Source organism: Pseudomonas sp. RC3H12 (assembly GCF_018596375.1).
Classification (GTDB): Bacteria; Pseudomonadota; Gammaproteobacteria; order Pseudomonadales; family Pseudomonadaceae; genus Aquipseudomonas.
Genome location: NZ_CP075595.1, coordinates 3616163 through 3631676 on the forward strand (window position 1 = coordinate 3616163; position 15514 = coordinate 3631676).

At 65.8% G+C, this 15514-nt stretch carries 10 protein-coding genes; 5 read left to right on the forward strand and 5 right to left on the reverse strand.

Translation table 11 applies throughout. The annotated features are described in order from the left end of the window. Window positions 1–95 precede the first annotated feature (95 nt). Window positions 96–4379 carry a DEAD/DEAH box helicase gene (locus tag KHO27_RS16420; protein ID WP_214500492.1) on the forward strand — a complete coding sequence of 1428 codons (4284 nt, stop codon included), beginning with the start codon at window positions 96–98 and terminating at the stop codon, window positions 4377–4379. An 11-nt stretch (window positions 4380–4390) separates the two neighbouring features. On the opposite strand, the gene KHO27_RS16425 is transcribed toward KHO27_RS16420, so the two are convergent. Then, complete coding sequence (locus KHO27_RS16425) at window positions 4391–4648, reverse strand: type B 50S ribosomal protein L31 (RefSeq protein WP_102685177.1); 258 nt, start codon at window positions 4646–4648, stop codon at window positions 4391–4393. Between the two features lie 181 nt (window positions 4649–4829). On the opposite strand from KHO27_RS16425, the gene KHO27_RS16430 reads away from it, so the two are divergent. Then, window positions 4830–6449 carry an FMN-binding glutamate synthase family protein gene (locus KHO27_RS16430; RefSeq protein ID WP_110701928.1) on the forward strand — a complete coding sequence of 540 codons (1620 nt, stop codon included), beginning with the start codon at window positions 4830–4832 and terminating at the stop codon, window positions 6447–6449. A gap of 66 nt (window positions 6450–6515) precedes the next feature. Here KHO27_RS16430 and KHO27_RS16435 read toward each other — a convergent pair whose 3' ends face one another. After that, window positions 6516–7934, reverse strand: coding sequence for an amino acid permease (locus KHO27_RS16435; RefSeq protein WP_214500493.1), 1419 nt, complete (start codon window positions 7932–7934; stop codon window positions 6516–6518). A gap of 425 nt (window positions 7935–8359) precedes the next feature. Here KHO27_RS16435 and KHO27_RS16440 point away from each other — a divergent pair, with 425 nt between their 5' ends. From KHO27_RS16440 to KHO27_RS16450, 3 genes are all read left to right on the forward strand, one after another. Continuing rightward, window positions 8360–11479 carry a biosynthetic peptidoglycan transglycosylase gene (locus tag KHO27_RS16440; protein WP_214500494.1) on the forward strand — a complete coding sequence of 1040 codons (3120 nt, stop codon included), beginning with the start codon at window positions 8360–8362 and terminating at the stop codon, window positions 11477–11479. A gap of 103 nt (window positions 11480–11582) precedes the next feature. After that, window positions 11583–12116, forward strand: coding sequence for a PadR family transcriptional regulator (locus KHO27_RS16445; RefSeq protein ID WP_046854428.1), 534 nt, complete (start codon window positions 11583–11585; stop codon window positions 12114–12116). Then, window positions 12113–12874 carry a siderophore-interacting protein gene (locus tag KHO27_RS16450; RefSeq protein ID WP_110701922.1) on the forward strand — a complete coding sequence of 254 codons (762 nt, stop codon included), beginning with the start codon at window positions 12113–12115 and terminating at the stop codon, window positions 12872–12874. Before KHO27_RS16445 ends, KHO27_RS16450 begins: the two co-directional genes overlap by 4 nt. Window positions 12875–12937: 63 nt before the next feature. Here the strand turns inward: KHO27_RS16450 and KHO27_RS16455 are convergent, their stop codons facing one another. From KHO27_RS16455 to KHO27_RS16465, 3 genes are read right to left on the reverse strand one after another with little or no spacing between them, the layout of a single operon-like run. Next, on the reverse strand, window positions 12938–13267 hold the full coding sequence (locus KHO27_RS16455; RefSeq protein WP_023632434.1) for a PA3694 family proteiin: 330 nt from the start codon (window positions 13265–13267) through the stop codon (window positions 12938–12940). Next, a complete protein-coding gene (locus KHO27_RS16460; protein WP_214500495.1) occupies window positions 13264–14187 on the reverse strand; it encodes an alpha/beta hydrolase in 924 nt (307 codons plus the stop codon). Before KHO27_RS16460 ends, KHO27_RS16455 begins: the two co-directional genes overlap by 4 nt. Continuing rightward, window positions 14159–15436, reverse strand: a complete 1278-nt coding sequence (locus KHO27_RS16465) for a flavohemoglobin expression-modulating QEGLA motif protein (protein ID WP_046854425.1) — start codon at window positions 15434–15436, stop codon at window positions 14159–14161. Before KHO27_RS16465 ends, KHO27_RS16460 begins: the two co-directional genes overlap by 29 nt. Window positions 15437–15514 lie beyond the last annotated feature (78 nt).

Below are 15514 nucleotides of genomic sequence, written 5' to 3' on the forward strand. Positions count from 1 at the left end.
CGGCGAACCGCTGCCCCCACGAGTACTCGACAGGGCCAGAACAGGCAGACGAACGGCCCCTTGTCATTCCCCTGCTTACCCGCCATAACCAACCCATGAACCTGCCCGCCCAGCTCCACCCGGTGCTCGACCTGTTCCACCCCGCCGTCGCCACCTGGTTCCGCCAGCGCTTTGCCACGGTCACCGAGGCCCAGGCCGGCGCCTGGCCGCTGATCCATGCCGGCCAGTCGATGCTGCTGGCCGCGCCGACCGGCTCGGGCAAGACCCTCAGCGCCTTCCTCGCGGTGCTCGACGAGTTGTTCCGCCAAGGGTTGGAACACGCTGGCGCGCTACCCGCGCAAACCCAGGTGGTCTATGTGTCGCCGCTCAAGGCGCTGTCCAATGACATTCGCCTCAACCTCGACGCCCCGCTCACGGGCATTAGCCACCAGTTCGCACAGCTCGGTCTAGAGGCCCCGCGCATCACCACCGCCGTGCGCACCGGCGACACTCCCCAGAAAGACCGCGCCGCCATGCGCAAGCTGGCACCGCACATCCTGGTGACCACGCCGGAATCACTGTATGTGCTGATGGGCTCGGCCTCCGGCCGCCAGGGGCTGGCCAGTGTGCACACGGTGATCGTCGACGAGATCCACGCCCTGGCCGGCAACAAGCGTGGCTGCCACCTGGCGCTGACCCTGGAACGCCTGCAAGCCCTCGCTGGCCGACCTTTGAGACGTATCGGCCTGTCGGCGACCCAGCGGCCTGTGGAGCGCGTGGCGCAGTTTCTAGTTGGCCACGAACGGCCCTGCGCCATTGTCGATATCGGCCATGTCCGCAAACGCGACCTGGCTCTGGAAGTGCCGCCCGTGCCACTGGGCGCGGTGATGGCCACCGATGTCTGGAGCCTGGTCCACGACCGCCTCGCGGTCCTCGCCCGCGAGCACCGCACCACGCTGGTGTTCGTCAACACCCGACGCCTGGCCGAGCGCCTGACGCGCCACCTGGGCGAGCGCCTGGGCAACGACGCGGTCGCCGCCCATCACGGCAGTCTGGCCAAGGAGCATCGCCTGGCTGCCGAGCAGCGGCTCAAGGCTGGCGAACTGCAGGTGCTGGTGGCCACCGCGTCGCTGGAGCTGGGCATTGATATTGGCGATGTCGACCTGGTCTGCCAGATCGCCTCGCCCGGCTCGATCGCCGCGTTCCTGCAGCGGGTCGGACGCTCCGGCCACCAGGTCGAGGGCATCCCCAAGGGTCGACTGTTCCCCACCTCGCGCGACGACCTGATCGAGTGCGTGGCGTTGCTCGACTGCGTTCGCCAGGGCGAGCTGGATGCCTTGCACATCCCTCACGCGCCGCTTGACGTGCTGGCCCAGCAGATCGTCGCCGAGGTCAGCAACCAGCCGTGGTCCGAACACGCGCTGTTCGACCTGCTGCGCCAGGCCACGCCTTATGCCGAGCTGGACGAGAAGCATTACCAGGCCTTGCTGCGCATGCTCGCCGAGGGCTACAACGGCCGCCAGGGCGTGCGCGGCGCCTACCTGCACCGCGATGCGGTGAACGGCACCCTGCGTGGGCGTCGCGGCAGCCAGCTGACCGCGCTGACCAGCGGCGGCACCATCCCCGAAACCGCCGACTACACCGTGCTGCTCGAACCCCAGGCGTTGAACATCGGCAGCGTTAACGAGGATTTCGCCGTCGAGAGCATTGCCGGCGATATCTTCCAGCTGGGCAACGCGTCGTACCGCATCCTGCGCGTCGAGCCTGGGCGGGTGCGGGTCGAGGATGCCCACGGCTTGCCCCCGACCATCCCGTTCTGGCTCGGCGAGGCGCCCGGGCGCAGCGACGAGCTGTCCGCCGCGGTGGCCCGGCTGCAGCAGCGCATCGACCAACAATTGCAGGCCGGCGACGCTAAACAGGTGCTGGCCTGGCTCCAGGCAACTTATGAACTGGACGAAGCCTGCGCCAGCCAACTGCTGGACTACCTCGGCCGCACCTGGCAGGTGCTCGGCGCCCTGCCCTCGCAGCAGACACTGGTGATGGAGCGCTTTTTCGACGAGTCCGGCGGTACCCAACTGATCATCCACTCACCCTTTGGCAGCCGTATCAACCGCGCCTGGGGGCTGGCCCTGCGCAAGCGCTTCTGCCGCACCTTCAACTTCGAACTGCAGGCGGCGGCCAGCGAGGACGCCATCGTGCTGTCACTGTCCACCAGCCACAGTTTCGACCTGGACGAGGTGTGGCGCTACCTGAACAGCCGTAGTGCCGAAGCGATCCTGGTCCAGGCCTTGCTCGACGCCCCGCTGTTCGGCGTGCGCTGGCGCTGGAATGCCGCGGTGGCCATGGCCCTGCCGCGCTACGTGGGCGGTCGCAAGGTGGCGCCGCAGATCCAGCGCATGAAAAGCGAGGACCTGGTGGCCTCGGTGTTCCCCGACCAGCTCGCCTGCCTGGAGAACATCGTCGGCGAGCGGCAGATCCCCGATCATCCATTGGTCGAGCAGACCCTCGACGACTGCCTGCACGAGGCCATGGACAGCGAAGGCTGGCTGGCGCTGCTGCGGCGCATGGAGCGCGGTGAAGTAGACCTGCTCAGTCGCGATCTGCCGGCCCCCTCGCCGCTGGCTTCGGCGATTCTCAATGCCCGCCCCTACACCTTTCTCGACGACGCGCCGCTGGAAGAGCGACGCACCCAGGCCGTGCTCAACCGACGCTGGAGCGACGTGCACAGCGCCGACGACCTGGGCGCGCTGGACGCCGACGCCATTGCCGCGGTGCAGGCCGAAGCCTGGCCCCAGGCTCGCAACCCCGACGAAATGCATGAGGCGCTGATGAGCCTGGGGGCCATGGCCGAGCACGAAGTAGATACCAATGGCGCCTGGCGCGCCCTGTTGCAGCAATTGGCCAAGGCGGGCCGGGCTTGTCAGCTGGATACGGGCGAACACCGTCTGTGGCTGGCCCGCGAGCGCCAGCAGGCCCTGTTGACGTTGTACCAGGATGCTCGCCTGGAACCGGACATGCCGCTATTGCCGGGCTATGACGCCCCCGTCGACAGCGATACCGCCCTCACGGAACTGCTGCGCTGCCGCCTCGATGGCTTTGGCCCGATGACGCTGGAGCAAATCGCGATACCTCTGGCGCTGAAGGCCGGCGACTGCGAACAGGCCCTGGCCCGCCTGGAGGGCCAGGGCCTCGTGATGCGTGGCCATTTCAGCCCCGGCCAGACCCGCCTGCAATGGTGCGAACGGCACCTGCTGGCGCGCATTCATCGCTACACGGTCAAACGCCTGCGCCAGGAGATCGAACCGGTCAGCCTGCAGGACTACCTGCGCTTCCTGTTCGACTGGCAGCACGTGAGCGGCGAAACCCGCCTGCGTGGGCCGCAGGCAGTACCCGAGGTGCTTGCCCAGTTGCAGGGCTTTCCCGCCGCCGCCGGGGCCTGGGAAAGCGACCTGCTGCCGGCGCGAATCAAGGACTACAGCCCCCACTGGCTCGATGAGGCCTGCCGCAGCGGCCAGTGGGCCTGGAGTCGACTGGCGGCAACGCTATCGGCCAGCACCCTGGCCAGCACGCCCCTGGTACTGCTGCCGCGTGAGCACCTGGGGTTGTGGCGCAGCCTCACCCCCGCGCCCGACCTCGAACAGCTGGGCGCCCGCGCGCAGCGAGTCCTGCAAGCCTTGCAGGAGCAAGGCGCGCTGTTCTTCGACGAACTGGCCCATGAAGCCCGCCTGTTGCCCAGCGAGCTAGAGTCGGCGCTGCAGGAACTGGTGGGCTCGGGCCTGGCCAGCGCCGACGGTTTCAGCGGCCTGCGCAGCCTCATCAGCCCGGCGGCCAGGCGCAGGCCTCGCACCAGCCGGCGCGGGCACCCAGCACTGTCGAGCAGCATGGCCCATGCCGGACGCTGGGCCTTGCTGCGCCGCTCGGCCGCCACGGTCGACAGCGACCAGCGCCTGGAACACGTGGCCCGCAGCCTGCTGCGCCGCTATGGCGTGGTGTGCTGGCGCTTGCTGGGGCGCGAGAGCGATGTGCTGCCCGCGTGGCGCGCACTGCTGCGCTGCTATCAGCGTCTCGAGGCGCGTGGCGAGATCCGCGGGGGGCGCTTCATTGCCGGGCTGGCGGGCGAGCAGTTCGCCTTGCCCGAAGCGGTTGGGTTGCTGCGCCAGGTGCGCAACCGCGCGCTGGGCGGGGAACTGGTGGTGGTCAGCGGCTGCGATCCCCTTAACCTGGCCGGCACACTGCTGCCGGGAACGAAAGTGCCGGCAGTGGCGGGTAATCGGCTGCTGTACCGCGATGGGGTGCCAGTCGCCAGTCGCGTGGCAGGGAGGTACCTGTTTGCGGTCGAGGCATCGGCCAGTGAACAGGATCACTGGCGCCAGCTTCTGTTGCGCGATGCAGCAACCTAGGGAGCGGCGGTTCAGCCCTTGGCCTGAAAACCGGCGAAGCGCTTGTTGAACCCGGCCACCCGCCCTTCCACCGTGGTCTTGCGCTGCTGCCCGGTGTACACCGGATGCGAAGCGCTGGACACATCCAGCGCGACGTAGGGGTAGGTCTGGCCATCGCTGTGCACCTGGGTGCGGTCGGTATTCACCGTAGAGCCGATCAGGAAGTACACATCGGCAGCCGTGTCGTGGAACAGCACCGGGCGATAATCGGGATGAATGCCAGCTTTCATGACGCAATCTCCTGGGAAGCACATTAGATATTTTATAACATATCATAATGCGAATGATTTTCGATACCCGAATTTTCATTTTTGTGCCACCCGGTACGCTGGCAAAACGCCGCCCAACCGGGCTATGGTCGGCCTTTGCCCAGGCCCCTGAGCCTGACCGAGCCATCCGCAAGGACCCCGTATGAGCCTGTCACTTCTCAGCCGTTACGCCTTCTTCGCCGCCTGCGTGCTGTTCACCTTCGCCAGCCTGCCCTTCCTCGCCCACGACTGGCTGTGGCCGTTCGCCCTGACCACCGGCGTACTGAGCCTGATCGGCGTGTTCGACCTGCTGCAGCAGCGCCACGCGGTACGCCGCAACTATCCGATCCTCGGCAATATCCGCTACCTGGTCGAGGGCATCCGCCCGGAGATCCGCCAGTACCTGCTGGAGTCCGACAGCGATGCGCTGCCCTTCTCCCGCGCCCAGCGCTCGCTGGTGTATGCCCGGGCCAAGAACGAGGCCTCGGACAAACCCTTCGGTACCTTGATCGATGTGTACGAGTCGGGCTTCGAATTCATCGGCCATTCCATGCGCCCCGCGCCGCTGGCTGACCCGGCCGCCTTTCGTGTCGTGGTCGGCGGCCCACAATGTACACAGCCGTACTCCGCGTCGATCTTCAACATCTCGGCCATGAGCTTCGGCTCGCTCAGCGCCAACGCCATCCGCGCCCTCAACCAGGGCGCCAAGCTGGGCAACTTCCACCACGACACCGGCGAAGGCAGCATCAGCCCCTACCACCGCGAACACGGCGGCGACCTGGTGTGGGAGCTGGGCAGTGGCTACTTCGGCTGCCGCACCGCGGATGGCCGCTTCGACCCCGAGCGCTTCGCCGCCCAGGCGCAGAGCCCGCAGGTGCGGATGATCGAGATCAAGATGAGCCAGGGCGCCAAACCCGGCCACGGCGGCATCCTGCCCAAGCACAAGGTGACCAAGGAGATCGCCGAGACTCGCGGCATCCTGATGGGCGAGGACTGCATCTCACCGTCGCGTCACAGCGCCTTCTCCACGCCGATCGAAATGATGCAGTTCATCGCCCAGCTGCGTGAGCTGTCCGGCGGCAAGCCGGTGGGCTTCAAGTTTTGCCTCGGCCACCCCTGGGAGTTCATGGGCATTGCCAAGGCCATGCTGGAAACCGGCATCCTGCCCGACTTCATCGTCGTCGACGGCAAGGAAGGCGGCACCGGCGCCGCCCCGGTGGAGTTCACCGACCATATCGGCGTGCCGCTGCGCGAAGGCCTGCTGTTCGTGCACAACACCCTGGTGGGCCTGAACCTGCGCGACAAGATCAAGCTCGGCGCCAGCGGCAAGATCGTCAGCGCCTTCGACATCGCCAGCGTGCTGGCCATCGGCGCCGACTGGGCCAACTCGGCGCGCGGCTTCATGTTCGCCATCGGCTGCATCCAGTCGCAGAGTTGCCACACCAACAAGTGCCCGACCGGTGTGGCCACCCAGGACGCCCTGCGCCAGCGCGCACTGGTGGTGCCGGACAAGGCCCAGCGAGTGCTCAACTTCCATCACAACACCCTGCGCGCCCTGGCCGAAATGCTCGCCGCCGCAGGGCTGGAGCACCCAGCGCAACTGGAGGCCAAGCACCTGGTGCGGCGTATCTCGGCTACCGAGATCAAGCTGTTCTCGCAGATGCATGTGTTCCTCAAGCCGGGTGAGTTGCTCACCGGCGAGGTGAACGGGCAGTTCTATTCGCGGATGTGGCAGTTGGCGCGGGCCGACAGCTTCGAGCCGCACAGCGAAGCGGCAGCCTGATAGACCGCGGGAGCGGGTGCAGAAAACACAAAAACAAAGCCCCGGCACTGGCCGGGGCTTCGTTCATCAGGAGGCGGCACTCACCGCACCCTGCGCCTCTTTAGGCGCCAGGCGGAAGGTATAGTAAAGCGCCGTCAGCAGCACCAGGAACGCCGGGCCGATGTACAGGGCCACACGGGTGTCCGGGAAGTACGCCATCAGGCCCACCACCAGCACCAGGAACGCCAGCGCCAGGTACGAGCTCAGCGGCCACAGCCACATGCGGTACTTCAGCGCATTACGCTCGGCGGTGGTGAGCCCGGCGCGGAACTTCAACTGCGCCAAGAGGATCATCACCCAGGTCCAGATCGCGCCGAAGGTGGCGATGGAGGTCACCCAGACGAACACTTTCTCCGGCACCAGGTAGTTGGCCAGGACACCCAGCAGTAGCGCGGCGATGGACAGCAGGAGCGCATTGCGCGGCACGCCGTTCTTCGACGTGCGGGCGAAGGTGGCCGGGGCCTGGCCATTCTGCGCCAGGCTGTAGAGCATGCGCCCGGTGCTGAAGATGCCGCCGTTGCACGACGACAGCGCGGCGGTGATCACCACGAAGTTGATGATGCCCGCGGCAGTCTTGATGCCGAGGCGCTCGAAGGTCATCACGAACGGGCTGCCCTGGCTGCCGATCTCGTTCCACGGGTAGATCGACAGGATCACGAACAGCGCGCCCACGTAGAACAGCAGGATGCGCCAGAACACCGAGCCGATGGCCTGGGGGATGGTCTTCTGCGGGTTGCGCGCTTCGCCGGCGGTCAGGCCGATCATCTCCACGCCCAGGTAGGCGAACATCACCATCTGCAGCGACATCAGCACGCCGGTCACGCCGTTGGGCATGAAACCGCCGTTGCTCCACAGGTTGGAGACGCCCATGGCCACACCGTCGTTGCCGAAGCCGAAGGCGATGATGCCGATGCCGCCGAGCACCATGGCGATGATGGTGACGATCTTGATCAGGGCGAACCAGAACTCGAACTCGCCAAACGCCTTGACCGCGATCAGGTTGATCGCGCCCATGCTGCCCAGGGCCATCAACGCCCAGATCCAACGTGGCACATCGGGGAACCAGATGCCCATGTAGATGGCCACCGCGGTGATCTCGGCGACGCAGGTCACCAGCCACAGGAACCAGTAGTTCCAGCCGGTCAGAAAGCCCGCCAGCGGGCCGAGGTAGTCTTGGGCGTAGCGGCTGAACGACCCGGCGACCGGGTTGTGCACGGCCATCTCGCCAAGGGCGCGCATGATCACCAGGATGGCCAGGCCACCGATGATGTAGGAGAGCATGATGGCGGGGCCGGCCATTTCGATGGCCTTGGCCGAACCGAGGAACAGGCCGACGCCGATACAGGCGCCGAGGGCCATCAGACGGATGTGCCGTTCGCCCAGCTCGCGCTTGAGCGGGCCGCCCTGGGCGGACTCGCCTTGGGCAGGGTGGTTGCCGACTGGCATAGCAATACAACCTCATTTTGTTATTGGATTGACCTTCGTGCAGCACCGGCCCTGCCGATAGGCGGGGCGTCGTCTTGCCAGGCGGCCTTGTGGACCGGCCTGTCCACCGGGGCCAAGGGCGCCGACGGGTCGAAGGGGGCGAGCAGTATAGGAAGCCGCTTGCAGGGCTTTTCACTATATACAGCAGGAAATTTGGCGAGAATTCTCGGCCAGATAGCCTTCACCGGAGGGGCATCCTAGCCTCGCTCCGCCCATGCACAGGAATGGGGCAGCTACCTTAGCAACATTGCCGAAGAATGGAAGCCGCACCAAAGGCGCATGTTCATGCGTGATTCCCCGAAGCTTCTTACAAATTTTTCACCAAACTCGGCCACCGTCTAAGCTTCAGACAAGCAACGCGAAAACACCTGGCCGGACTCAAGACTATGGGCGCACTGTGGCAATCGGAACCAACCAGAACGGAAGCACCCAAAGAAGCTCAGGCTGAAGCCCCCTTGTCCAAGACCCCACGTCAGCGCCGCCTGTGGTGGCGCCTGATCCTGCTTATCCTGCTGGTGGCACTGGTGGCGATAGGTATGGCCGCCTACGACGAATTCCAGACCTCACGCCTGCAGTCCCGTGAATTCAGCCGCCTGGCCGGTACCCTGACCTATGCCCTGGAGCCCGGCCCGAGCGATGCCATCGTCTACCCGGGCGACGGCCCGTTCGACAAACGCCTGGGCTACAGCGCCCTGGGCGAGTTCCTGCCACGGCTGCTCAAGCGCGACTACCTGATCAACCAGCAGGTGCGCTTTTCCCCGGCGTTGATGAACTACGTCGATCACGGCCTGTTCGTGCCATACGTGGAAAAAATCCAGGCCGGCCTGTCGATCACCGACTGCCGCGGCGACATGCTCTACCAGTACAACTACCCGCAGCACCTGTACCCGAACTTCGCAGCGATCCCGCCGGTGATGGTCAACAGCCTGCTGTTCATCGAGAACCGCGACCTGCTCGACCCGAAGGACCCGCAAAACAACCCGGCGGTGGACTGGCCACGCTTCGCCAAGGCGGCCTACAGCCAGATTGCCAAGTACCTGGCCCTGCCCGGCCAGTCGGCCGGTGGCAGCACCCTGGCCACCCAGCTTGAGAAGTATCGCCACTCGCCGGACGGGCTGACCGTCTCCGGCGCCGAGAAGATCCGCCAGATGATCTCCGCCAGCGTGCGCGCCTACCAGGGTGGCCCCGACACCACCGAGGCCCGCGAACGCATCGTGCGCGACTACCTCAACAGCGTGCCGCTGTCGGCGGTCCCAGGCCACGGTGAGGTGCACGGCATGGCCGAAGGCTTGCGGGTGTGGTACGGCGCCGACTTCGATCAGGTCAACCAGGCGCTCACCTCCACGGCCACCGACGACAAGAGCATGGCCGAGCGCGGCCTGGCCCTGCGCCAGGTGCTGTCGCTGATGATCGCCCAACGCCGTCCTTCGCATTACCTGTCCAAGGGCCGCATCGAACTGGCGGAACTGACCGATTCGCACATCCGGGTACTCGCCGCCAACGCGGTCATCGACCGTCCACTGGCCGACGCCGCCCTGGCCAGCAAGGCGGTGTACCGCGACTGGGTGGCCCAACCGACCATCGTGCCGATCATCACCAACAAGGGCATCAGCCTGGCCCGCAACCGCCTGGCGGCGATGCTCAACCGGCCGCTGTACGACCTCGACCGCCTCGACCTATCGGCCACCAGCACCCTGCAGGCCGACCTGCAGGTGCAGGTCAGTCAGTACCTGAAGAACCTCGCCGACCCGGCGTTCGCCGCACAGCTCGGCCTGATCGGCGAACGCCTGCTGACCAGCAAGACCACCGACCAGGTCAGCTACAGCTTCACTCTGTTCGAACGCACCGCCGACGGCTCGCGGGTGCGGGTGCAGACCGACAGCACCAACCAGCCCTTCGACATCAACGAAGGCAGCAAGCTCGAGCTGGGCTCCACCGCCAAGCTGCGGGTGCTTACCACCTACCTGGAAATCGTTGCCGAGCTGCACGACAAGTACGCCGGCAAACCCGCCGCCGAACTGAAGAAAGTCCCGGTGGCCGAACTCGACCGCATCAGCCAGTGGTCACTGGAATGGCTGATGCAGAACGGCAAGAACCAGAGCCTGGACGCCATGCTCGACGCAGCCCTTGAGCGCAAGTACTCGGCCAACACCGGCGAGGCCTTCTTCACCGGTGGCGGCATGCATGTGTTCAACAACTTCCGCAAGGAAGACAACAACCGCAACCCGACCCTCAAGGACGCCCTGCGCGAATCGATCAACCTGCCGTTCATCCGCCTGATGCGCGACATCGTGCGCTACGTCACCTACCAACAACCGTTCAACCGCGAGCCGCTGCTAAGGGACGACAGCGACCCGCGCCGCCAGGAATACCTGGCGCGTTTCGCCGACCGCGAAGGCTCCAACTACACCATGCGCTTCTGGAAGAAATACCAGCGCAAGACCTCGCAGCAGCGCCTGGACACCTTCCTCGACAGCATGCGCGTGACCCCGCAGCGCCTGGCCGCGGTGCACCGCTACCTGTTCCCCGAGGCCGGCCAGGAAACCTTCAACGCCTTCGTCCGCGCCCACAGCAAGGACGACAAGAAGGCCATGGCCAAGCTCACCGACGGCCGCCTGGTGGAGATGTACGAGGCCTATGGCCCAGGCAAGTACGACCTGCCCGACCAGGGCTACATCGCCAAGGTCCACCCGTTGGACCTGTGGTTGCTCGGCTACCTGCTGAAAAACCCGGGTGCCTCGCTCAAGGACGTCCTCAACGCCAGCCGCTTCGAACGCCAGGAGGTCTACAGCTGGCTGTTCAAGAGCCGCCACCAGGGCGCCCGCGACAGCCGCATCCGCACCATGGTCGAGATCGAGGCGTTCACCGACATCCACCAGCGCTGGAAGCGCGTGGGTTATCCGTTCGACCACCTGGTACCGTCGCTGGCGACCGCCATCGGCAGCTCCGGCGACCGACCGGCCGCCCTCTCCGAACTGGTCGGGATCATCCAGAACGATGGCGTGCGCCTGCCGACCCTGCGCATCGACACCTTGCACTTCGCCCAGAACACCCCGTACGAGACGCAACTGATCAGCGACCCGGACCGCGGTCAGCGGATCTTGCCCGTCGAGGTCGCCCGGGCGCTCAAGGGCGCCATGTCGCAGGTGGTCGATGCCGGTACCGCGCGGCGCATCTCCGGCAGCTTCAAACTGCACGACGGCACGCCACTGGTGATGGGCGGCAAGACCGGCACTGGCGACAACCGTATCGAAAGCTTCGGCGCCGGCGGCCGGCTGATCGGCTCGCGCTCGCTGAACCGCACCGCCACCTTCGTGTTCTTCCTCGGCGACAACCACTTCGGCACCCTCACCGCGTTCGTTCCGGGGCGCACGGCCGAGGCCTTCACCTTCACCTCGGCACTGCCGGTGCAGGTGCTCAAGGGCATGGCGCCGATCCTCATGCCGTACCTGGAACCAGGCAACCCCACCGCCTGCAAGGCACCGCAAGTGGCGGGACAGTCATGAACCATCAAAAAACTAGATGATAATCATCTGCATTTGAGGGCTTGTCTTTAGATATATCTTGAGTAATATCTTGCGATATATCTAAACAGACGGAGCCCTCTCCATGCGTGACCATGATCCCTTCGAACGCCGCCCCGGCCGCGGCGAACGTGGCCCACGGGTATTCGCCCCGGGCGACCTGAAACTGCTGATGCTGTCGATGCTGGCCGAGCAACCGGGGCACGGCTACGACCTGATCCGTCAGATCGAGAGCCTCTTCGACGGCAGCTACAGCCCCAGCCCCGGGGTGATCTACCCGACCCTCAGCTACCTCGAGGAAGCCGAGCTGGTCACCGGCGCCATCCAGGGCAGCAAGCGCCTTTACGCCATCACCGACGCAGGTCGCAGCGCCCTGGCAGAACAGGCCGTCGCCCTCGACGGCGTGCGCATGCGCATTGAGGTCAGCAAGCGTGCCTTGCGCGGCCATGACCGCCCCGCGGAAATCCACGAAGCCGTCGGCAACCTGCGCCATGCCCTGCACATGCACAGCGGCCGCTGGAGCGCCGAAGAGATCGAGCGGGTGCGCAACCTGCTCAACGACACCGCCAAGGCCATCGCCTCCGGGCCGGCCATCCCTGTTACGGAGAACACCCCATGAGTGCCACGATCCATCGCGTCAACCATGAGATCCGCCAACGCCGCCTCGACGTGCTGCGGGTCGTCGACCTGACCCCGCGCATGCGCCGCATCACCCTGGGTGGCGCGGAGCTGGCGGGCTTCGCCAGCGTCGGCAGCGACGATCACATCAAGCTGCTGTTCGCCTGCACGCCCGAAGAACAACAGGCCATCGACGCCCGCAACCTCGGCCGCGACGGCGGCGCCCGACCGACCATGCGCGAGTACACGCCACGGCGTATCGACCTGGCGAACCTTGAACTGGATATCGACTTCGTCCTGCATGGCGACGGCCCCGCCTCCACCTGGGCCGCACAGGCGACGCCAGGACAGACCCTGGACATTGCCGGCCCACGTGCCTCGATGGTGGTGCCGGACATCTTCGACAGCTACCTGCTGATCGGTGACGAAACCGCAATCCCGGCCATCGCCCGGCGCCTGGAAGAGTTACCAGCGGGGCGCCAGGTACTGGCGGTGATCCAGATCGAGGACGAGCAAGAGCGCCAGGCACTGGCCAGCAAGGCGAAAGTGGAGGTGATCTGGGTGCGCCGGCATGCAGAAGACCTGCTGGAGCGGGTCAGGCACCTGGCGCTGCCCCAGGGCCGGCTGTATGGCTGGGTGGCGCTGGAGAAGGCACTGACCCGGCAGGCCAAGGCGCTGCTGCTGGAAAAGGGCGTGCAGGAAGACGCCCTCAAGGCTGCCGCCTACTGGCGGGCCGACGGCACTGCCGACGACGAATGACGCCGGCCGGGCCTGTGGCAGCGGGCAAGCCCGTTGCCAGGGGTGCCGCTACTGTACCTTCTGTTACTGCAGCTCCTGCTGCGGCGTCTCCTGCCCGGCGCAGCGCACCGCGCGCTTGCGGTTGTCCACCAGAACGCCGGTCAGCCCTTTCTGCTGGGTATCGAACAGCACCAGCACGCCGTCGATGCATTGCGCCACCTGCGGCGCCGGGGTCAGCGAGAGCTTGTAGTCCTCGCCGGGAATGGTCTTGAGCATGGTGAAGTCCTGCAGCAACAGGGCGTCCTCAGGCTTGGCGAAATGCAGGTAGCCGTAGTACCAGAGGGCTCCCACCGTCACGATGATGCTGCCGACACCGGTCAGGATCAGCGGGATGGCGTTGCGTTCTTCACTCATTGCTTGTTCTTCTCGTCAGGATAGTTGGGTACTTCGGCCAGACGACGCAGGCCGTTGAAGTGCGTGGGATCGTCCAGGAAGCGCAGCATCACCTGGCGCCAGGTCGGGTCGGCGAAGGTCTGCACATGATCGCCACGGGTCAGTTGCAGCACCCGCGGCGGCGGTGCATGCCGGTACAGGCGCAGGCCGTTGTCCAGCGGCACCAGGTTGTCGTCGATGCTGTGGAAGAACAGCTTCGGCGGGCTGTCCAGGCGCTCGATCGAGTGGATCGCGCTGTCGCCATCGGGCACCAGCCACGACAGCGGCACCTGCAGCGGCCAGGTCATCCACGAGGTACTCAGGGCATAACGCCCCACGGCCCGGTAGCTGGCCGGCACACCGTCGAATACCAGGGCGCTGAAACGCCGACGCTGCTCGGGATGCTGTGCCAGATAGTGAATGGCCATCGCCCCGCCGAGGCTCTGGCCCAGCAGCACCAGCGGCTTGTCTTGCACCTGGGGAGCGGCGCGCAGCCAGTCCAGGGCCGCGCCGATGTCGCCATACACCTCGGGCAGCGTCGGTTTGCCCTGGGACAGCCCATACCCGCGATAGTCGAGCATCAGCACCTGGTAGCCCGCTTTCGGCAGCCAGTAGCTGCCGCCCAGATGCCAGGCCAGGTTGCCGCCGTTGCCATGCAGGTGCAGCACGGTGCCCTTGACCTCGACACCCTGCGGCACCGGGATCCACCAGCCGTGCAGGCGCGTGCCGTCGGCGGCGGTGAGGCTCAGGTCCTGATACTGCAAATGTGCCTGTGCCGGGGTGATCGGCTGGCCGGGCTCGGGATAGAACAGCAGGCTGCTGCACCCCCCCAGCAGCAGCAAGCCGAGGCCGAAGGCGAGGTGACGGCAGGCGTCAGAGAATGTTCGCGTAGTCGGCTTCAATACGGTCCAGGCTCAGGTGGTTGAGGAAGTTGGAGAAGCACATCCAGGCCGACAGCGCGTTGAGGTCGCGGAACTGTTCAGGTAGGTACTTGGGCGGCTCCACCAGCCCTTCCTCGACCAGCTGACGCAGCGTGCGCATGTCTTCCAGGGTGGTCTTGCCGCAGAACAGCAGCGGGATCTGCTCGAGCTTGCCCTTCTTCACGGCCAACTGAATGTAGTTGTAAACCATGATGAAGCCCTTGAGGTAGGACAAGTCCTTGGTGAACGGCAGGCCGTTGGGCACCGAACCACGGAACACCCGGCTGGCGTTGCTGTAGCTCTGGCCCATCTCGAAGCCCTGGCCGCGGAAGAACTCGAAGACCTGCAGGAAGTCCGCGCCCTCCTCGACCATGTGGATGGCCCGGGTGCGGTTGGTGAGCTTGCGCAGGCGGCTGGGGTAGGAGGCGAAGGCGATCACTTCCATGAGAATCGCCAGGCCCTCCTGGGTCACCGTCGACGAGGGCGGTCCTTTGGCCAGGAAGGTGCAGATCGGCTGGTTCAGGCCATTGAGGGTGGTGCCGACATGCACCAGCCCTTCGTGGACCTCCAGAGCCCGCACGTCGCGGCTGTTGAACATGGCGTCGGCGCGCACCTTGATGTAGTCGGCGCCGGCCGCGGCGTCGGCGACGATACCGTCGGACTCGAACACGCGGATGGTTTCCTCGGCTTCGCCGAACACCTTGTTCAGGCGACGCTGGAGAATCTCCACCGCTTCCTTGGCGGTGAGGTTCTTCGGCTCGTCCTTCAAGTCGCCGCGGCCGTCGATGTTGTTCAGGTAGTCCGAGAGCATCAGGCCCAGGTCGGCCAGGGTCGGGTCACCGGCGTGGAAGGCATCGGAGGCGGCGCCGTAGAGCTCTTGGGAAATCAGGCCGAAATCCTCGGTGCCTCGCGCCTCAAGCATGCGCACCACCATGCGGTACTCCTTGCACATGCGCCGCATGATCTGCCCGACCGGGTTGAACTGGCCCAGTTGTCGGGTGATGTCGCGCTCGATGCTCTGGAACTCGGCTTTCACCGCATTGGAGTCGAACGACAACGGCCGGTTCTGGTAATAGGCGCGATCTACCGCAGGCGGCTCCTTGCCCTTGGCCTTGAGGAAGCCCTGGCGGATGCCGTCGTCCCACTTCACCGCGTCGAGCACGCGAATCGGCGTCTGCGTGGCGACAATGCGATCGGACAGGCTGCGGATAGTTTGCTGGTATTCGTCCACCGGGGACTCCTTGTTGAAGCCTGTCGCGAGGTTGCGTGGGAGCGGGTTTGCCCCGCGAGGAGGCCGGTATGCTCAGTG

Bases quoted from the DNA above. Each gene is read 5' to 3' on its own strand.
- KHO27_RS16430 (WP_110701928.1), top strand. From the start codon at position 4,830: ATGAGCCTGTCACTTCTCAGCCGTTACGCCTTCTTCGCCGCCTGCGTG.
- KHO27_RS16445 (WP_046854428.1), top strand. From the start codon at position 11,583: ATGCGTGACCATGATCCCTTCGAACGCCGCCCCGGCCGCGGCGAACGT.
- KHO27_RS16440 (WP_214500494.1), top strand. From the start codon at position 8,360: ATGGGCGCACTGTGGCAATCGGAACCAACCAGAACGGAAGCACCCAAA.
- KHO27_RS16435 (WP_214500493.1), bottom strand. From the start codon at position 7,934: ATGCCAGTCGGCAACCACCCTGCCCAAGGCGAGTCCGCCCAGGGCGGC.
- KHO27_RS16450 (WP_110701922.1), top strand. From the start codon at position 12,113: ATGAGTGCCACGATCCATCGCGTCAACCATGAGATCCGCCAACGCCGC.
- KHO27_RS16455 (WP_023632434.1), bottom strand. From the start codon at position 13,267: ATGAGTGAAGAACGCAACGCCATCCCGCTGATCCTGACCGGTGTCGGC.
- KHO27_RS16425 (WP_102685177.1), bottom strand. From the start codon at position 4,648: ATGAAAGCTGGCATTCATCCCGATTATCGCCCGGTGCTGTTCCACGAC.
- KHO27_RS16420 (WP_214500492.1), top strand. From the start codon at position 96: ATGAACCTGCCCGCCCAGCTCCACCCGGTGCTCGACCTGTTCCACCCC.